The 17480-nt window shown below is 61.1% G+C and carries 17 protein-coding genes; 11 read left to right on the top strand and 6 right to left on the bottom strand.

The window, feature by feature from the left end; all coding sequences use genetic code 11:
- Positions 1-96: 96 nt before the first annotated feature.
- Positions 97-465, top strand: a complete 369-nt coding sequence (locus tag EV665_RS30430; protein ID WP_133037033.1) for an ankyrin repeat domain-containing protein — start codon at positions 97-99, stop codon at positions 463-465.
- Here the strand turns inward: EV665_RS30430 and EV665_RS30425 are convergent.
- Positions 462-1988, bottom strand: a complete 1527-nt coding sequence (locus EV665_RS30425; RefSeq protein WP_133037032.1) for a type IV secretory system conjugative DNA transfer family protein — start codon at positions 1986-1988, stop codon at positions 462-464. The genes EV665_RS30430 and EV665_RS30425 overlap by 4 nt on opposite strands.
- A gap of 309 nt (positions 1989-2297) precedes the next feature.
- Here EV665_RS30425 and EV665_RS30420 point away from each other — a divergent pair, with 309 nt between their 5' ends.
- Positions 2298-2663, top strand: a complete 366-nt coding sequence (locus EV665_RS30420; protein ID WP_133037031.1) for a phosphoglycerate kinase — start codon at positions 2298-2300, stop codon at positions 2661-2663.
- A 35-nt stretch (positions 2664-2698) separates the two neighbouring features.
- Here the strand turns inward: EV665_RS30420 and EV665_RS30415 are convergent, their stop codons facing one another.
- Positions 2699-3196: a hypothetical protein gene (locus EV665_RS30415; RefSeq protein ID WP_133037030.1), complete on the bottom strand. Its 498-nt coding sequence runs from the start codon at positions 3194-3196 to the stop codon at positions 2699-2701.
- 467 nt (positions 3197-3663) lie between these two features.
- Here EV665_RS30415 and EV665_RS30410 point away from each other — a divergent pair, with 467 nt between their 5' ends.
- The 3 genes from EV665_RS30410 to EV665_RS30400 are packed head-to-tail and all read left to right on the top strand — an operon-like array spanning position 3664 to position 4451.
- Positions 3664-3903, top strand: coding sequence for a hypothetical protein (locus EV665_RS30410; RefSeq protein ID WP_056240717.1), 240 nt, complete (start codon positions 3664-3666; stop codon positions 3901-3903).
- A 33-nt stretch (positions 3904-3936) separates the two neighbouring features.
- The gene (locus tag EV665_RS30405; protein ID WP_133037029.1) at positions 3937-4146 is read left to right on the top strand and encodes a hypothetical protein; all 210 of its coding nucleotides are present in this window, start codon (positions 3937-3939) and stop codon (positions 4144-4146) included.
- The gene (locus tag EV665_RS30400) at positions 4143-4451 is read left to right on the top strand and encodes a hypothetical protein (RefSeq protein ID WP_133037028.1); all 309 of its coding nucleotides are present in this window, start codon (positions 4143-4145) and stop codon (positions 4449-4451) included. Before EV665_RS30405 ends, EV665_RS30400 begins: the two co-directional genes overlap by 4 nt.
- A 70-nt stretch (positions 4452-4521) precedes the next feature.
- Here EV665_RS30400 and EV665_RS30395 read toward each other — a convergent pair whose 3' ends face one another.
- Positions 4522-5202, bottom strand: a complete 681-nt coding sequence (locus EV665_RS30395) for a SprT-like domain-containing protein (RefSeq protein ID WP_133037027.1) — start codon at positions 5200-5202, stop codon at positions 4522-4524.
- A 740-nt stretch (positions 5203-5942) separates the two neighbouring features.
- On the opposite strand from EV665_RS30395, the gene EV665_RS30390 reads away from it, so the two are divergent.
- The gene (locus tag EV665_RS30390; protein ID WP_133037026.1) at positions 5943-6278 is read left to right on the top strand and encodes a hypothetical protein; all 336 of its coding nucleotides are present in this window, start codon (positions 5943-5945) and stop codon (positions 6276-6278) included.
- Complete coding sequence (locus tag EV665_RS30385) at positions 6275-8146, top strand: relaxase/mobilization nuclease domain-containing protein (protein WP_133037025.1); 1872 nt, start codon at positions 6275-6277, stop codon at positions 8144-8146. Before EV665_RS30390 ends, EV665_RS30385 begins: the two co-directional genes overlap by 4 nt.
- Before the next feature lie 8 nt (positions 8147-8154).
- Here EV665_RS30385 and EV665_RS30380 read toward each other — a convergent pair whose 3' ends face one another.
- Genes EV665_RS30380 through EV665_RS30370 form a run of 3 tightly spaced genes read right to left on the bottom strand, consistent with a single transcriptional unit; the run spans position 8155 to position 10734 of the window.
- Positions 8155-8997 (bottom strand): hypothetical protein, encoded by an 843-nt coding sequence (locus EV665_RS30380; protein WP_133037024.1) that lies wholly within the window; start codon positions 8995-8997, stop codon positions 8155-8157.
- Positions 8998-9011: 14 nt separating this feature from the next.
- Positions 9012-9929, bottom strand: coding sequence for a nucleotidyl transferase AbiEii/AbiGii toxin family protein (locus EV665_RS30375; protein WP_133037023.1), 918 nt, complete (start codon positions 9927-9929; stop codon positions 9012-9014).
- Positions 9919-10734, bottom strand: a complete 816-nt coding sequence (locus EV665_RS30370; protein ID WP_162853221.1) for a type IV toxin-antitoxin system AbiEi family antitoxin domain-containing protein — start codon at positions 10732-10734, stop codon at positions 9919-9921. The genes EV665_RS30375 and EV665_RS30370 overlap by 11 nt, the downstream gene beginning before the upstream one ends.
- 136 nt (positions 10735-10870) lie before the next feature.
- Here EV665_RS30370 and EV665_RS30365 point away from each other — a divergent pair, with 136 nt between their 5' ends.
- The 4 genes from EV665_RS30365 (at position 10871) to EV665_RS32525 (ending at position 17420) form a co-directional block, all read left to right on the top strand.
- Positions 10871-12640, top strand: a complete 1770-nt coding sequence (locus EV665_RS30365) for a prenyltransferase/squalene oxidase repeat-containing protein (RefSeq protein ID WP_133037021.1) — start codon at positions 10871-10873, stop codon at positions 12638-12640.
- Positions 12641-12716: 76 nt separating this feature from the next.
- Positions 12717-13052, top strand: coding sequence for a hypothetical protein (locus EV665_RS30360; protein WP_133037020.1), 336 nt, complete (start codon positions 12717-12719; stop codon positions 13050-13052).
- Between the two features lie 262 nt (positions 13053-13314).
- Positions 13315-16614: a DEAD/DEAH box helicase gene (locus tag EV665_RS30355; RefSeq protein ID WP_133037019.1), complete on the top strand. Its 3300-nt coding sequence runs from the start codon at positions 13315-13317 to the stop codon at positions 16612-16614.
- A 41-nt stretch (positions 16615-16655) separates the two neighbouring features.
- Positions 16656-17420, top strand: coding sequence for a hypothetical protein (locus EV665_RS32525; protein WP_162853220.1), 765 nt, complete (start codon positions 16656-16658; stop codon positions 17418-17420).
- The last annotated feature ends 60 nt before the right edge of the window (positions 17421-17480 follow it).

Here is a 17480-nt window from a genome sequence, read left to right as displayed (position 1 = left end):
TCTGTCAGGTCGCCGCGAGCCAAAACTGCCTCCTAAAAAGCAGTCTTGAATCACGCTTCTGCTGATTTGGGAATCCACTTTGTCAACAGGACCTAAATGGCGACACCACCCAGCCCCGACCTTGTCATGCCGGACTCCTTCCTTGAAGCCGTGCGCCAGGGCTACACGGAACGCATCGCCGAGTGGTTGGAGAGCGGGTACAGCAAGGTCAATTATCAGGAAGCCAGCACCGGCATGACTGCGCTGCATTACGCCGCCGCCCGCAATGCCGTGCCGATCATCCGTTTGCTGGTGCGCACGGGCAAATGTGACGCGCGGATTCGTGACAAGAAAGGGCGCACCGCCGCAACGCTGGCGATGGAAGTCGCCGATAATCCCGCGCTCGGTCGCTATCTCTATGATCTGCAGTACCAGCAGATAGTCGCGCGGCAGCCCGACCAGGATGCCGGACGGCGCGCGCGCTAGCCCGCGTCAAACTTGCCCGCAAAGACGGCGTGTAACGGACTGCTGGTATCGAAATACTCCACACGCTGCAGCATCATCGGGTGGTGGCCCGCCCAGATGATCAGCTGCCGCTTCAGCCGGTCGCTGCGGGCGAACTGACGGCTCACCTCTTCGGGGGTGAGTAGCGGGTGCAGCTCGATACTGTTCGAGCGACCCGCCAGGCCCATAGCGCCCTGTTCCGGACTGACCTCGCCGTCGCGTGTGACGCTGACGGTGGTCTTGCCGAGCCTGCCGGACACATACTCCATCGTCATCATGTCGTTGTTGCCAAAAAACTGCATGACGCCGGCATTGCCCGCAAAGGTCTCCCAGCGGTCGCCATACAGCGCCTTGCCCTGACCCCAGTCCTGCAGGAATACCCAAAGCTTCACATCGAACGAAGCGATCTGCCCGGCAGCATCCTCCAGCTGCCGCATATGACCCAGTACCGGAAACTCATCGAGACAGACCAACACGGGAGCCGCCGGTTTCACACGCGTGCGCTCCATCGCATCAATCAGCTGATTGACGAACAGGCGCAGCCAACGATTGCACAGCCCCATCCGTGTGGCGGGCAGGCACAGATATAGGGTGGCGCTGGCAGTGGCTGATTTGAGATCAGAGAGATCGAAATCATGCCCTGACAGCACGCTGCGCATCGCGCGGTAATCCAGAAACTTGGTATGGCGGCGCGTGGTCGATAGAACGCTTGCACGTTCATTGACCGGCTTCTCGTAAAACTCACGCGCCGCGCTCTCGATCGCGTTGGCAATGTCAGCTTTATCGGCGTCGTCCTGCAGGCGCTCCGCATTAGCGAACATCGCCAGTTCCAGCGCGAACCCGTCTTCTTCACCGTCATTGCCTAATAGCGCGTCGCGCAGCAGGCTGCGCACAGCGATCAGCGTGCGCTCGCCTTCGAATTGCGGCGCCGTGGCCACATGCAGGATAAGACCTTCGAGGAAATTGCGGGCGCTTTCGTCCCAGTGCGGGTCTTTGCCCGCCGGTACGATTAGCGCATCAGCGATCATGCCCGCATCCTCGATGATGGTGGCGCTGTCGGGCTTAAGAACCGCCAGCGGATTATAGCGCTTCCGAAACGCCGCCGCATGCGGCGCGCAGGTGTTGAAGGGGTCGAGCACGTGGATGGTCTGGCCCAGGACGGCCCGACGGCGCGCGGTCAGATTGGCTAGCTCGCCCTTAGGATCAAGCGCCAGCACGGAGCCGGGATAGAACATCAGGTTGGCGACCAGCGTGACGGACTTACCGGTCCGTGATCCTGCCACCGTCATCATATGCCGGTTATCTTCGATCCCGATCAGCTTCGAGCCCAACGCGCCGACCATGATCTTGCGACCGGGGTTCGCCGGATCGTAGGCAGTGGCCGAATTGGTCGCCACCTCGGCAGGTTTGAGCCAGCGCGCCTGCGGCACCGTCTGCTGATGAAGGAACCGCGTGGACACGCCGCGTGCGACGTCGCGCGTGAAGTCGGTATAAAAGCTGTCCATCGGTGCTCATCCTCGATTGGTGATGCATCGAGTATCGCAGGGCTTCCCGCTTGGATTCCGCGCACAAACCGCGTGCGGCGCGTGCGTGAACATAGCAGTCCCTGTTTCCTTTCGTCTGCTGACCCTTCCGGAATGATCCGCGTTCTGCCGGGCGTCGCCTTGCCGTCAATGGTCTGCCCGCGCCAGCCCCCGCCTGCGGGCCGAAGCCCTTGGGCGTAGGCCCGTGTTGCCCATGACGGCTGCGGCTGCCGCCGCCCGGCCTTTCGTCCGCGTCCTTCGGGACAGCAACAACAACGAAAGGAAAAAACAATGGGACTTGATATGTACGCTCACACCACCACCGCACAGCCTGCCGCGCCGGTGGACTTTAAAATCGATGAGGCCAGCGAAATCCACTACTGGCGTAAGCATCCGAACCTGCATGGCTGGATGGAACAGCTTTACCGCAGCAAGGGCGGCAGCGACGCGAACTTCAACTGCGTCAACCTGCAGCTCATAGAAGCAGACCTTGACCAGCTGGAGGCCGCCATTCGCGAGCACCGCCTGCCTTCAACCACCGGCTTCTTCTTTGGTAGCTCCGACGGCAGCGAGATCACCGACGATATGGCGTTCGTCACGAAAGCGCGCGAAGCACTCGCTGCGGGTCTGACCGTCTTCTACTCATCCTGGTGGTGAGGCACTTAGCCGGGACGGCATTTTGTCGTCCCGGTTCAATCTTCCGCTGGCAGATCGTCTTCATCGATGCTCATTTCCATGCGGAAGTTCTGAATGCGCGCGTTGCCGTAGCGCATTTTCTCACCACTCATCACCACGTAGCGCAGTTTGTCGGCGGTCAGCATGGTCAGCAACAGCGGCAGCACATCCGATGGCATCGGGAATATACCCTGCAGGTGGCCCCGATGCAGATTGAGCGAGCCGATACCGATGGGCCGGTCCCGCTCGCGTTCGCCTTCGTTCAGCCGCCGGTCAGGTAGGAAGACCAGCTCAACTGTTTCGGCCTTGACCTTTGCTGGGCGCAGCATTGTCCCGCGCAGCTGCAGATGACGGTAATCGGAATAGGGGCCATCCCGATCGATCGCCACGTTCGCCCCAAACATAAAGCTCCACTCCCAGTCCACGATCTCAACAACGTAGTAGATTGTCTCGACCCGTGGCCGTCCGGGCTTGCGCTTCTTCCTGACGGGCTTTTTCGGTTCCTCTTTGGTCATGCCTGAATTGTACCAAAGCTTCGGTCGCGGGCGAAAGCGCGCACGCATCTGATCGGTGTCGCTGGCACATGGATGTCTTGACGCCAAACCGACCAAGCCGAGAGAGGGTGATCGCCATCCCGATCCCAGCGGTTGTCGCGGCCATAGAGCGGCTGCCATTTCTTTGCATGATAGGCGATGTCAGGAGCGGTGAGCGGGGCCGGTCTGCTTCGGGATGAGCGTGGCTGAAACGCTTCGACCTTTCGCTAAGGGATTTCCCTCGACTGAACACGCCACAACCTGATCGGGCGCGCACCGGGTTCAAGGCCCTCCGGCCCCTGCGGGGTGATACGCGGGTGTCCCCGCCTTTCGGAAGACCTGCAAGGCGGGCGATCCCCCTCCCGCATATCAGCCGTGAACCCGTCGCTTCTCCGCGCGCTCCTAGGTGAGGCGTGTCGAGGAAAACCCAAGCGAAAGGAGCTTACATCATGGCACGCAACAACACCCCGAACCGCAAACCGGCCCGCGAGTCCCGCACCCCGGCGTTTATCGCCTGGCACGTCGACGAGAAAGGCGAGAAGTCCTTCTGGACCCGCATCGGTGCCGCCTGGGATCACAAGGACGGCGAAGGTTACACCCTTCAACTCGATCTGGTCCCCGTCAATGGCGGCCGCGTCATCCTCCGGGTTCCCGCCGAGGACAACACCGATCAGGAGGCGGGCGCGTAAGCGCCCCCTCACTGCCCGAAGGGGGGAAACATCATGACCATATCACTTCACATCGAAACCGCCCGCGCCGCTTTGGCGCGGGCAGCCTGGGCCAGAGGCGAGAAGCCGGCCTACGACGAAGAAGCCATCACCGATCTGCTGGCGGACATGCGGCACTGGTGCCGTAATGCCGGGATCGACTATGACAGCTGCGACCAATGCGCAGCGTCCCATTACCGGAACGAAATCGGGAGCGCGTCATGACGCGCTCCCTTGAAACCCACACCATCCTTTGGCGGGGTCTATCGCTTGAAGTCCGGTATGAGCAGAACTGGCTGGGAACCGAAGGGGTCTTCAGTACGGCGCATCTACAGGTGAATACCGTAGCGCCAGAGAGTGCACCCCTGCCGATAACTGAGACAGGATACCGATCTCGGTTTATCGACGCGGAGACGATCACCGAGGCTGGTGGACCGGTCGCGTTTGTGCAGGCTTGGCTCGACCAAGCCGCCGAGACAAAGTCATGGAAGGAGCAGCAGGAGAAAGCGCGGCAGATGACACTGTTCTAGCCGCGTGCTGCGGACAAGAAAAAAGGGCGCGGACCGGAGGTTCGCGCCCGATTTTCAGGCTGGGCTGGGCTCAAGCGCTGACCGCCATCGGCACCATGTGATCACCGCAGACAAGCCGGGCATCATGCTTCGCCCAGGCTTTGAGGTCGCAGCCCGGGCAGGCAGAGCGCAATCGCTTGCCGCTCTTTGGCTTCACAGCCACTTCGTCGCCGCCATTGGAATTTGGAAGCGGCGCAGCCGGCGCTTCCTTCCAGCTGATCGCAAAATCCTTAGCTATCAGCTTCTGGGCGGCGTGCTCGAATGCGCCGCCGGAAACGATCATATGAGTGACCGTCTCGCCGGTCTCTTTGCCGCCTTCTTCGCCGGTGTCGGTGGGATGCAGGCCGACGCTCTTCATTTTGTCAGCCCACTCGCGGTTATGATAGCGCCCGCGTCCTGGGGTCCCCTGATGATGCTGCCAAAGATGCACCATCTCGTGGACCAGCGTGCCGAGGATATCGATCAGGGGACGATCACCAAAACGGGCAGGATTGAGCGCGATCTCATCGGCAGCCCGGCCCTCGTTGTTATTGAATCTATCGCCGGAGAAATAACCGAATGTTCCCTTGCGACGTTGCAGGGTGATCAGCGCGTTCGGCAACTCATTGCCAAACAGCGTCTTGTTAAAATGCTCGTATGCCTGCTGGAATCGATCATAGGTGTCGCGGGTGGGTTTGATCGACAGGAGCGCCGGAGCAGACTGCATGTTCATCGCGAACCATCCTTCTGCACCGGACCTCGTCGGATTGTGATGTACATTCCAGAGAGGGTCAGGGTGCCACTAAGTGATGGCGATGAATGTCGTGCAGTTTCGGGGACCTTTTCCTCGTCAAAACCGCGCGCCGTTGAGATCAATAATATTGTGATGTACACTCCAGCCACATTACAGATTGAGTGGATGTACATTTCCATTCAGCACCGCTGCTCTGCTATAATTATAGTATGAGGGGCAATCCCAGAGATGAGTACAAGGTGTGCGTGGTACTACCACGCGCACCTTGCTGGGGGGACTCTCCAGTCCCCCGCAGACCCCCCTCAGGGCATCCGTAAGGCTGCGAATCCGCTTGTGGCGTATTCGGTCCAACGGATGCTTTCAGCCGGGCGCTGGCGCTTTTGGGTGTCGAACCCATCCCGGCTGAGCGCAACGTTTTCGGCGTTGCATCACGACCATGGAGACTGCCGCTCTCCCTGGACCCATCGCGCAAAGGGCTATCCGCGCCCCTTGCAACCACGGCCAGGACTTTCGTGTCCTGAACCACGACCGGTGTTTCGGCACCGGCTTCGAGCAAAGGCGAGATGTCTGCTCTCCCTTTGCGATCCCATCGACCAGGGGCATGGCTGCGCCCCTGGACCCGGCGGCGGCTGCGACAGGTGTGTCGCCAGTCGAAGACGGATCGGCAAGCGCGGTTTGCGCGCGGTCTGGTGCCGATCAATGCGGCTACGTGTTGATGCATGACGGAGAAAGAGACACGCGCTGCACCGATATCCTATCGCCCGCCCACCGCGTTGCGGGAGGCGTTTCGCGCGCGTGTCGAGGCCTCCGGCCTGTCCGTCAATGCCTTCATCACCCAAGCCGTCTTCGACCAGGATGCGCCGCGCCAGACCCGGCGGGCTCCCGTCGAGCAGCAGACAGTCGCGCGCCTTCTTGCCGAAACCGCGCGCCTGCATGACCGCCTGGGGGCGGTCGGCGTCGATGCTGATCTCGACGCCGCGCTGCTTGATGAGGCCCTTCGCGACCTTCGCGAAATCCGTGCCGCCTGCCTCGCTGCCTTGGGGCGAAAACCATGATCCCCAAGGCGAGCCAGCGTGCCGGCGGGCAGGATCTCGCCACCCATCTGCTCAACGCGCACGACAATGAATATGTCGAGCTGGCCGAGTTACGCGGCGCGGTCGCGGATGACCTGCACGGCGCGTTCGCCGAATGGGAGGCGATCGCGCATTCCCTAACCAAGTGCCGGAATTACCTCTACAGCTTGTCGGTCAATCCCGATCTCGGTCAGGGGCAGCTCAGCCGCGATCAGTATCGCGATTATGCCGCGCGCGTCGAAGAAGCGCTCGGTTTGACGGCTCAGCCCCGCGCCCTGGTGTTCCACATCAAGGAGGGGCGCGAGCATTGTCACATTGTCTGGTCGCGCATCGATGCGCAGGCTGGCAAGGCCATCCACCAGCCCTTCGATCATGACAAGCTGATGATGGTCACGCGGGAGTTCGCTCGCGATCATGGGCTGACCCTTCCTGCCGGCTACGAGCGCAGCGGCGACGACCGGAAGAAAAATTCGCTCTACGAGGCGCAGCAGGAGCGCAATTCCGGCCTCACCAAAGAAGAGCGCATGGCCGCGATCACTGCCGCCTGGAAGCGCAGCGACACCCCGCGCGCCTTCGTGCGGGCGCTGGAAGAGATGGGCTATGTGCTCGCCACCGGCAACCGGCCCTATGTGCTGGTCGATCTGTACGGCAACATGAATGCGCTGCCGAAACTGATCGATGATCGCAGCATCCGAACGAAAGACATCCGCGCTTTCCTGGAGAGGGACTTCCCGCCGGAGACGTTGCCTTCCGTCGAAGAGGCGAAGGCCTTGGTGGCATCGCACCGCCAGGCGCGGGAGGATTTTGTCAAATCCGGGCGGGACGCCAAGAAGCTCGACCTTCTGAAAGCTGCGCAGGCAGCGCGAAGGGAGAAGGTCGAGGCGGCCCAGGGCACCATGAAGGCGCGGCATCGGCACGAGGTCGACGCGCTGTCGCAAGAGCAGCTGGCAGCGCGGCGACAGTTGCGCACGCGCTATCTGGAGGAAGCTCGACGCCTGAAGGAGGCTCGCGCCGCTGCGAAACCCACCGGCCTGGCGGCATTTCTTGGGCGGGTCACGGGCGTTAGTTTTGTCATCCACAAGCTTCATAAACATCGTGATGCACAGCGTTACACGGCCTTCCAGATGGAGAAGACCGCGCTCGCAGAGAAGCAGGCGGAAGCACGTCGCGTACTCGAACATCGGCATACCTTGCAGGCGATTGATGCCGCACGCGCGGTCCGAGCGCTGGCGCAGATTGAGGCGCGCGAGCTCAAAAGCTATGAGGTGGCGCAGCGCAAACAGGAGCGTATTCAGCAGCGTCAGGGGCACGGCCACATGCCCGCGCTTAATCTGACCCTAAAGCCGAAGGGTCGATCGGCCATGCCGCACAAGGCAAAGGATCGTTACCGGGCGCGCGATCGGCAGCGCGATCATGATCAGCATGATGATCGTCGTCAGGATCAGGAGAACAGTGCTGGCGATCATCAGCAAGCTGCCGATGATCGGCGCGCTCTACGGAAGGTGTTCGGAGAGGCCGTGGATAAGCGGGCCGAGCAGGTTGAGGCTGGTAAGTCTGGCAAGGGTGAGAGCGCGCGCGGCGGGCGTGGTGGGGACAGTGGTGAAGGTGCGGCTCGTCGCCGGAACCGGACAGGTCGGCGAGCACCCGATATTGAAGTGGAGGCCAAGCAGGCACCAGAACCGCACTGGACCGAATTGCCGTTGGCGGACAAGTTCCAGAATGCGGCCCGTGATAGCAACCACGCTGCGAGTGCGAGCGGATCGGATACACGACGATTGAGGCCCTCGCGTGCCACACGCGACCGTGGCAATGACCGTGACGGGGATAAGGATTTTGAGAGGGAGCGGTAGGCAGTCATTTATACGCGTTGTTCGTGGATGCCCCGGCTCATCCGTTCATGCTCGGCCATGAGGAAGGTGACGTAGCTGCGGATCAGGTTGCAGTAGAGACGGCCTTCGTCGGCGTCGATCGTGATGCCACTTTTCAAGTCGACGCCATGGCGGACGCCGCCGCCGGTGGGTGATGAGAGATAGCCGTGCAGGGTGGTGAGCCAAGCAAGAACCTGCTCGATCGTCTGCCCCTTCTTCTTCGCCTGCAACTCCTTTGCGATCTTGTTGAAATACTTTTCTGCAATCGTAGACTCACCGGTGCTGAGGCCTTTGAAGGCCGTTACAACGGATTCCATCAGCCACAGGATTTCCTGTACGGCCTGCCGGGGATGGCCTTCGGCCAGCAGTTTCTCGGATTGGAGTAGAGATTTCTGGACGATCTCCTGTGCCTGCTCGTCGAGTGATTGGTAGCGTTCGGGCACAGCGATCGGTTGATGCAGGCCGACGGCGATCAGCTCCGGCGGCCGAATTTCGTATCCGACGCTATGCTCCCGCAGAATGCGGTTCATGCGGCCGACATCAGGCACTGCAACGCTGCCCTCGCCGCGCAGCGCTTCGCATGCCTCGTAGAAGGCTTCGATGAATAGCGGCGCATTCTCTGCGGTCTGCCTTATGAGCATATTCAGGTCGGATTCGGCCCAGCTTTCGGAAGAACTGCCGCCCGATCCACCGAAGTGGCCTTTGAAATGTTCGAGCATGCTCCAGCGGTTGCCCTGCGCCACCACTTTGTCGATCAGTGTGTCGAACGCGCGCACGGCTTCGATTGGCAGGGGGCCGGGTGTATCGAAGCGCCAGGACGGCTCCATTTGCATTTATTCGTTCTCCTTCAGATGAAGAGCGTTTCGAGCTCTTCCCTGTGCGCCTTGTGCTTGGCAGGGTTGTCGGCAGCGAGCTTTTTCAGGTTCAGCAGTTTCCAGCGCACGGCGGGAAGGTCCGCTGCCTGCGTCAGTCCGATCGCTTCAAAATCCGGCGCGCCGTCGTGCAACGTGGTCAGGAATCTCTGGGCACCTGCGTCAAGGCGCGCGCCGATATCGGCGATGAGCCGTTCCCTTGTTGCTACAAGGTCGTCGAGAGTGACGGGGATAGTGGTCATGCCGATGAACTCGCGGGTATAGGGCTCATCAAGGCTGCTGAGGCTGGGCCGGAGCAGTTCGTGTGCCGGGCGGGGAGAGCTTGCGACGTAAACAAGGAAGGTCCGGAACAGCGCGTCAGTGAGCCCTTCGTTCTCATAGAGCAGCTTCACGTCGAACAGATCGCGCGGGTGCTGGCGGTCCATGGCGGCATGGAGCTTGCCGCCGAACAGGTCTTCGAAAGAGACGACCTGCAACGCCGCGTATCCGAATTCTTCTTCCACCGTGGCGGACACTTCGCGCCGTTCGGGATCGTGGACCACGCCGCGCGTGACGGGCGAGGTTTCGATCTTGATTTCGGCGGCGCCGAGCCGGGCGCGGATGCGGGTTGCGCCGCCGCCGCCGCCTTCGATCCGGCGGGCATCAAGACCTGTAATGCCGTTGCTTGCGGCGGCCATGATCCGGTCGAGCGTTTCATTGATGTCGGCGAGGCTATCGGCGCGGTCGCGCACTTGCAGGTAGGTCAGGTCGATGTCAACCGACAGGCGCGGCATATCGCGGTAGAAGAGGTTGATGGCCGTGCCGCCTTTGAGGGCAAAGACCTTCTCGGGTTCGATGAACGGCAGCAGGCGTACCAGCAGGGAAACCTGTGCGGCATAGAGTTCACGGGCCATCGGTCTCTCCTGTCGCGGGCATGAATTCCGCAGGCACCATGATCCTGTAGCGGGGATGGATCTTGCCGCCCTTCACCAGCGCGCGGTCGCCGGTGCCGAGGTCGAACTCGTCCGGGTTGAGGCGTTCGCGCCAGGTATGTTTGTGGCGATCCGCGTAGACGAAGAACAGGCGGCGCACTTTGATCTTGCGGCAGCTGTGCAGCAGCGCCGACAAGCGGCGAGGGCTCAGCGTCGCGAGCCCTTGGAACACCATATCGAGATTGTGGAAGCTCTCGTGGTCCGGCAGTTCGTCGAGGGCTTCAAGGATGGCGCGCTCCGGCGTGGAGATGCGCAGCGCCCAGCCCCAGGGCAATGTGTTGGCGCTGCCGGGCTTGCTTTCGGTAAGGCCGAGCGCCGGGTCGTTGAACAGATTGAGGCTGCGCGGCACCAGCTTCGCGTCGAGCTTGATGCGCGCGAGCCATGACGGGATGGCGCTGCCGTAGAGCCACACGGGCGGGGACGTGCCGAGCGGCAGATAGTGGCTGTATCCCTGCAGGCCGAGGGCGGTGCTGCCGCCGGCATGGACCGGGTAGTTCATGATATGCTGGATGGAGAGCAGGCAGGTCTGCCAATCGAGCGGGACCGGCTGCGGGGCCGGACGGCGAAAGACCCCGCGCTCAAGGCGCTCCAGCCAGCCGCTGTCTATATATTTGCGGGTCAGGAACCGGCTGACGCCGTGAGCCTCCAGCCATAGGGCGTCGACGACGAAGCCCGCCGGGACGGCTTCGAGGACGCTCTTTAGCTTGTCTTCTTTTAGTGCACTCATGGTACACATAATACCATTTTTTTAAAGAGACAGCAAGGCGCTCTTTGCTATTTACGAGATTAGGGTAGTGTGAGTACACATATTCTCATAATTTCAAAGAAATAATTAGAAAGGCGGCATGGGCCGATAGTGATGCATGTTTAATCTGCTTGTCTCCGGCCACGGCGAGTGGTGGGAAACGCCGCCTTATACAATGACCATAGACCGGTTCAAGGAATACAGCGGCGTAGAGGCCGAGGAAATCGACCTCGCCCGCCCTGAAACATTGCGCCGCCTGGAAGATTTACCGGCCCTGTTGATGTACGAAGTCGGCGCAGGCGGCCCGCATGCCCGCGTGGTCAGGCATGGCCGCATCCGCAATATCGTCCGGCGCGCGCGCGAACTGGCCTTCACATTTGAGCCCGACGTCGAGCATGCCTATCTCGATCGGGCGGAGGTTTTAAGAGTTGCCGAACAGCTAGGCATTGAGCAGTTCGAACAGCACCGTACGCACTGGGCGATCAAAGATGGCGACATTCCAGCGGAACTGATTGCCACCGGCACAGCTGAACGCGCGCAGCGCACCGTGACCGTCGTTGCTGCGGAGTATGTCGAGGCGCGTCGGGAGGGACGACGGAGAGAAGCTGACGAGCTGGCGGAAGAGTTACAGAATTTTCCGCCGACCCTCGACAAAGCCCTGTCGCTGGTACCGGTCCGCATCCTCCAACAGCCGACCCCTGAATTATACCCGATCCTGGGAATTGAACCCCGTACGCCCGAAGGGCGCAATGCCGTCGTTGCCGTCGTCGCGAGGGACAATGATGGGCAAAACCTGCCTGCCGACTGGTCCTACTCGCTGGCATGGTTCCTCGACCTCTACGGGAGCGCGACGGAAGCCGTACGACTTCACGGCGCGCTGGCAGAATGCGCAGCGCATATGATCGCGCTCGGCGCTGGTGATGGACAAGCCGCCGCTCCTGTCGAAGACATCGGCTACACACTCTGGCGTTGTTCGCGAAGCCCGAAACTCGTCGGCGACCTGCGCCGGGAAATAGCTGTACTGACCGACCGCCTTGTGCGCCGCCAGGATGCGCAAGGCTTTTGGAACGAAGCCAGAGACGGGGCTACCCGCCCCGCCGTGCGCGCTACAGCTCTTGCCACCGTCGCGCTGCAGCGGCTTGGCGATGACCGCTATCACGATGCTATCAGGCAAGCGGTTTCGTGGCTGATCACGCAGGTCGTTCCTGATGTGGGCGCACTTCCGCGCGATGTGGGAGAGGCTGCTTCCGATGTCATTGCCACAACCCTCGCGATGGAAGCCATTCGCCGGTCCGATCTTGTCGATGACGTGCCTCATGTGCTGGCGGCTGGTGATGCTTGGCTAGTTTCAGGCCAGACTGTGCTGGGAGGCTGGCAGGCGGAGCCATGGACGGAGGATTTCGTCGCCGCCATGGTGCTCGAGTATCTCGCGCGTCAGAACGAGATGTTGCCGCAGGTGGATGGTTTTCTCCTGATGGCGCGGGATTTCTTCCGCAAGGCGGAAGAGCTGCGGCTGGAAGGCGGCGCTAACAACCGGCGGCTTGCCGCCATCGCGACAGTGCATGCGGTGGAAATGTTTTTGTATGGACTGTTCGAGCGGCGCGAGGACTTGGCGCTGTCGGCCTTTCGCGAGAATGGTACTGAAACGCTCGGGCCGCGAGAAGCGCTCGGCGCTCTGCAGGCTGCGTTGCAACGGATCGGCGTGCTGCAGGCTCCGCAGCGTCTTTCCTACCGTGACCCCCTGAGCGCCCTGGTCGGGCGGCGGGACGGGATCATCCATCGCGCCCATGAGATCAGCGAAGCCGAGCTCGGCGACGGGATGAAGCATGCGCGGCGCTTTATTGAGAAGTATGCCCGGTCGCTGCTGGACCTGAATCTCTTGCAGTGAATGCAGATCATGAAGAGGGAAATCATGAAAAGCGGCAACCTAAGTCAGAAGGGAGCCGTAGAGGAGATTGTGGGCGATGGAGATGTATGAAGAAGACCGTCTCGAGGCACTGGAGGAACGGCGAAGGGACGAAGCGAAGGACAGGCCGGATAGGCCCTCTCTGGAAGAGCGGTTCGGGCCGGGGTCGTTCGGCTGTCATGAAGCCATGCATGTGACGCAGCTGGTGGTGGATTTGATTGAGCGCCAGCTGGTGCAGCACAGTGCGGTACTTTTGAATCCGGTCTGGTATGCGCAGGTCAGGGAAGCGCAGGCGCTTTTATACCGCGCCTACAGCGCGGCGGCGGATGAGCATCTCGGTGCGCCGAGTCCCGAGGGTGGTCCGTCGGGCGGCTCGTCAGGGATGAAGGGGTAGATTTCAGGCGCGTCCCGGCGGGACCAGGCTGTAGGCGGTCCGCCTGCGCAAGGGCTAGGGCGTGACATGCCCCGAGCCGCCCGGCGTCTCGGCCCATGCGGGTGACCATCCTTCGCGCGTATGAGTCCCAGGAAGCCGCAGGAGTACCCTCAATAATTACATAATCAAACCAATGTGGCGCTCCAGTGCGAACACCGGCTGTCCGATCGTTGCCACTGCCGAGAAAGAACAGCTACAGTGAATCATCCGCCAAGGGGGGCGCATGACACTATTTCCGGATTGGCAGGGCGATCTCGTGCTGCCGCCATTACCTGAACGTAAGATCAGAGTCGGTGGCAATGTGATTTGTCAACGTCCGTTTCGTGGCGCCCGTTGTCGCGCGCAGATTGCCCCTTCGCAGTATAAGGGACACGATCTGATTAAAACCGACCTGGCCCCACCTTACGATCAGTTACTTCTGCGTCAGAAAGGTGCCCGCCGGATTGCTTCGGCACTGCCGGTGCTAAACACCGGGCAGTTATCAGGCTTGGGCGATCTGACCGACAGCACGGCGCTTTTCTGGGATAGTGCGCGTGCTCTTGAAGACTACGCCGCGACCCCTGAGCAGGTTCTCGCGCTATGGCGTAATAAATTCACGTTCCGCGTCGAGAACGAGGAAGAACGGGAAACGGGATTGCGGATGCCGCAGATTGGCGCGCTGCATGCAATTTCAGCACATTTCGCGGTGGGCGAGGAGTTCGAGCCGGCCACGGTCGTCCTGCCGACAGGGACCGGCAAAACCGAAACCATGCTCGCGACGCAGGTCTACAGGCAATTGCGCCGGACCCTTGTTCTTGTGCCCTCGGACGCGCTCAGAACCCAAATATCAGAGAAGTTCGTGACGCTCGGCGTGCTGCCCGACGCGGGCGTCGTCCCCCGGCAACTTTCCGGCCCGCATGTTGCAAAGATCACGACGGGCTTGCGATCGATCGACGACTGTCGCGCACTTGTCGGAAAGGCCAACGTGATCGTGGCGCTGCCGGACAGCCTCAACAGCTTTGCGCCCGAAGCGCTCACCTATCTGCTCGATCAGTGCAGCGACATCTTCGTTGACGAGGCTCATCATGTCACCGCCTCTACCTGGGCGGCGGTGCGGAACAGGTTCCTCGACAAGCGGATTCTGCAATTCACGGCAACGCCATTTCGCCGGGACGGCAAGCGCGTCGACGGTAAAATTATCTTCAATTACAAGCTCGGCGATGCCCAGAAAGCGGGATATTACCGGCCTATCAATCTACGGACCGTTGAAGAATACGGCGATGATGTCGCCCGGGATCGCGCCATCGCCGAAAAGGCCGTCGCCGTCCTTCGTGAGGACCGCGACGAGCTGGGATTCGACCACCTGCTTATGGCCCGTACCCGGAACAGGGACCGGGCCGATATCGTTTTGGCGCTGTACCGGGAACTTGCTCCGGAGTTTCATCCGGTCATCGTCTATTCCGGCCCCGGACGGCGGCTGATCAACGCGGTCGCGCTGGATAAAGTCCTAGACCGCAGCGCGGCCGGTGCACGTATCGTGGTTTGCGTCGACATGCTCGGCGAAGGGTTCGACCTTCCCAATCTTAAAATCGCCGCCCTGCATGACACGCATAAATCGCTGGCGGTCACGCTTCAGTTCATCGGGAGGTTCACGCGCAAGGGCGCCACCGGCACGATCGGGGAAGCGACCGTCGTCGCGAACATCGCGGACCCGGAAGCGGAAGCCAAGCTGGCCGCTCTTTATGCCGAGGGGGCTGACTGGGACGTGCTAATCAAGCGGCTCAGCGAAGAGCGCATCCACGAGGAACTGCGGCTTCAGGATGTCGTGATGAGCCTGAAGGAACGGGGCGATCTTCATGCCCAGTTGTCGCTCTGGAATCTTCGCCCGGCCCTGTCGACCCAGATATTCCGCACGAAATGTGAGGATTGGTCGCCGCTCAACTATGCCGAAGTTCTGCCGGGCGACGCCGAGAGCTGGTACGCCCTTGATGAGGAGAACAACCTGCTCGTCGCGGTGGTGCACCGCACCTCGACCGTGGACTGGGGAAACTACCAGAACCTGGAGAATTCGGTCTACGATCTTCTTCTCGCCCGATGGGATAAGACCGCCGGCGCATTGTTCATCTATGCCAGCGATTACCAGGGGCTGCGCACGGAGCGGATGGCCCGGGCGATCACCTCCGATGAAACGGAGCTTCTCAGCGGCCCGGCGGTCTTTCGCATTCTCAACAATGTCGAGATGCCTCTCGTCAAAAGTATGGGATCATCGCGCATCGGCGCGATCAGCTTCACGTCATATTTCGGGCCGAACGTGACGGAAGGTCTGGCGAGTATCGAGAAGGCGGAATCGCAGCTCAACAACATCGCCTGTCTGGGCTACGAGGACGGCGAACGGGTCCTTTGGGGCGGCACGCAGCGCAAAGGGAAAATCTGGCAGCAGAAATCAGGCACCATCTCCACATGGATGGAATGGTGCAATCGCACCTGGACCAAGGTGTCTTCGGACGTCGAACTGGACTCCAACATTACGCGTGACTTCCTGCGACCCCAGAAGCTGACAGCGCCATACGGCGCATATCCGATCGCAGTGCAATGGGGCGAACAGGCGCAGATGCGCTTTAGCGACAGGCAGTTCATGCTGTTTGACAGCACCGAGGTGCCGGTCTTCCTGATCGACCTTGGCATCGGAGCCGTGGGCGACGACGGCGCGATCGATATCGACATCGCAACCGAGGGCTCGCGCTCCACCTACCGGCTACGCATCGCGGCGGACCTGCCCGGCGGATACAGCCACGAATGGGTCTCCGGTCCCCGCCTGAAATTCAAGAAGGCGCATGCGGCGGAGGCCGTGCCGCTTGAGGAATATCTCCTCACCGATCCCTTCATCGTCCGTTATGCCGACGGCACGCACTCCTACAACTGCTACCACATACCCACCCCGCTCGAACCCGCGACCTATCCGAAGGAGTCACTGGAGGCCTGGGACTGGGCGGGCATTCCGCTCAACCGGGAATCGATGAACAGGGCCGGAGACCGGGACACGATTCAGTATCGGGCCTTTCAGCATATCGAGGACGAGTTCGACCTGATCTTCAACGATGACGGGCACGGGGAGGCCGCCGACCTTGTCGCCCTGAAGGATACCGGCGACGACATCAGGCTCTGTCTCATCCACTGCAAGAATGCGCATGGCGGGCGCATCTCGGCTGACATCCGCAATTTCTATACGCTCTGCGGCCAGGCTCAGAAGAGCATGGCGGTCAAGCATGGAGGGCTGCCCCGCCTCTATGTCGATCTCAAGCGGCGGCATGAGACATGGTCGAAGCAGGGCGCGTCGCGCTTCCTGAAGGGCGATATGAAGCTGCTTTCCTATTTCAAGGAAAAGGCCCGGCGCGCGAAGGTCGATTTTGAGGTTGTGCTGGTGCAGCCGGGGGCGACGGCCGAGACCGTAACACCGGATATATTGCGGTTGCTGGCCACGACGGAGCTGTTCCTGACCAAGACAACGCAGGCGCGATTCCGGGTGGTAGTTTCAAGCGTCTGAGCCACAAATTTTAATAAGACGAAAGGGCGGTTTGGGCGATAATGAAGGTTGGATATACGGAATTTTCTTTTGGCTACGCTTTCACAGAGAACCTGATCCGCGGTTCGGCCTCGGCCCCCACCGGGGCGCCGGTCTTTCCCAACCTCGTGCAGGAGGCGACGCTGGGCTATGACGTGCAGATTGGATTCCCTGCGGTTCCCCTGTTCTTTCAGTATAAGCTCCCGGAGCTGATGATCCGCACCAGCGCCTTTGAGATCGCGGGCGGCCTGTGTCCCGGTCTGACGCTTGAGTTCTTCAGGATTGCGCTCATGCGCCGGGATATGTCGGATCAGCATCAGCTGCTGATTGACTGGGAGGGGCGCTATCCGGGTCAGGTGTTCTATGCTGCGCCATCCATGCGCGACTGTGCGGCCTTCAATACCGCCTACAACGCAGCAAGCGTCGTCAGCAATTCTGTGTTGTTCTCCCCTGTCGATATAGGGCCGCTACCGGACGACAAGGTCCATACGATCGCGTACAAGCCCAGCCTATCCTACGGGTATTTCTGCTCGGAACCACGGCGGATCGAGGCCGAAACCTTTGAGAACCTGAACACACGCCTGTCCCGAAAGTTTAAGGAAAAGGGCTTACGGGATTTCAGGGCAACGGCGCAGGAGGTTCGCCGAACCGTGCTCGAAGCCGCCTCGCCGGTCTGGCGGCAGGCAGAAGATGCCGTTGCCGGCAGGGTACGGCAGTCGCTGCCGCCGGTCGCTGCGGATGGCTCGGCTTTGGAGAGCTGGCTCGGGAAATCTGCACAGCGGGGATAAGTGGAGTTTCTGCCTGACTTCGGCTTAGATGCCGGGAACAGGAGAGACTATGACGAGACG

Origin of the sequence: Shinella granuli (assembly GCF_004341885.1) — a bacterium.
GTDB lineage: Bacteria > Pseudomonadota > Alphaproteobacteria > Rhizobiales > Rhizobiaceae > Shinella > Shinella granuli.
The sequence above is the reverse complement of the archived record's forward strand: the minus strand, read 5'-3'. Positions and strand labels throughout refer to the sequence as shown.

Bases quoted from the DNA above. Each gene is read 5' to 3' on its own strand.
- EV665_RS30430 (WP_133037033.1), top strand. From the start codon at position 97: ATGGCGACACCACCCAGCCCCGACCTTGTCATGCCGGACTCCTTCCTT.
- EV665_RS30425 (WP_133037032.1), bottom strand. From the start codon at position 1,988: ATGGACAGCTTTTATACCGACTTCACGCGCGACGTCGCACGCGGCGTG.
- EV665_RS30420 (WP_133037031.1), top strand. From the start codon at position 2,298: ATGGGACTTGATATGTACGCTCACACCACCACCGCACAGCCTGCCGCG.
- EV665_RS30415 (WP_133037030.1), bottom strand. From the start codon at position 3,196: ATGACCAAAGAGGAACCGAAAAAGCCCGTCAGGAAGAAGCGCAAGCCC.
- EV665_RS30410 (WP_056240717.1), top strand. From the start codon at position 3,664: ATGGCACGCAACAACACCCCGAACCGCAAACCGGCCCGCGAGTCCCGC.
- EV665_RS30405 (WP_133037029.1), top strand. From the start codon at position 3,937: ATGACCATATCACTTCACATCGAAACCGCCCGCGCCGCTTTGGCGCGG.
- EV665_RS30400 (WP_133037028.1), top strand. From the start codon at position 4,143: ATGACGCGCTCCCTTGAAACCCACACCATCCTTTGGCGGGGTCTATCG.
- EV665_RS30395 (WP_133037027.1), bottom strand. From the start codon at position 5,202: ATGAACATGCAGTCTGCTCCGGCGCTCCTGTCGATCAAACCCACCCGC.
- EV665_RS30390 (WP_133037026.1), top strand. From the start codon at position 5,943: ATGACGGAGAAAGAGACACGCGCTGCACCGATATCCTATCGCCCGCCC.
- EV665_RS30385 (WP_133037025.1), top strand. From the start codon at position 6,275: ATGATCCCCAAGGCGAGCCAGCGTGCCGGCGGGCAGGATCTCGCCACC.
- EV665_RS30380 (WP_133037024.1), bottom strand. From the start codon at position 8,997: ATGCAAATGGAGCCGTCCTGGCGCTTCGATACACCCGGCCCCCTGCCA.
- EV665_RS30375 (WP_133037023.1), bottom strand. From the start codon at position 9,929: ATGGCCCGTGAACTCTATGCCGCACAGGTTTCCCTGCTGGTACGCCTG.
- EV665_RS30370 (WP_162853221.1), bottom strand. From the start codon at position 10,734: ATGAGTGCACTAAAAGAAGACAAGCTAAAGAGCGTCCTCGAAGCCGTC.
- EV665_RS30365 (WP_133037021.1), top strand. From the start codon at position 10,871: ATGTTTAATCTGCTTGTCTCCGGCCACGGCGAGTGGTGGGAAACGCCG.
- EV665_RS30360 (WP_133037020.1), top strand. From the start codon at position 12,717: ATGGAGATGTATGAAGAAGACCGTCTCGAGGCACTGGAGGAACGGCGA.
- EV665_RS30355 (WP_133037019.1), top strand. From the start codon at position 13,315: ATGACACTATTTCCGGATTGGCAGGGCGATCTCGTGCTGCCGCCATTA.
- EV665_RS32525 (WP_162853220.1), top strand. From the start codon at position 16,656: ATGAAGGTTGGATATACGGAATTTTCTTTTGGCTACGCTTTCACAGAG.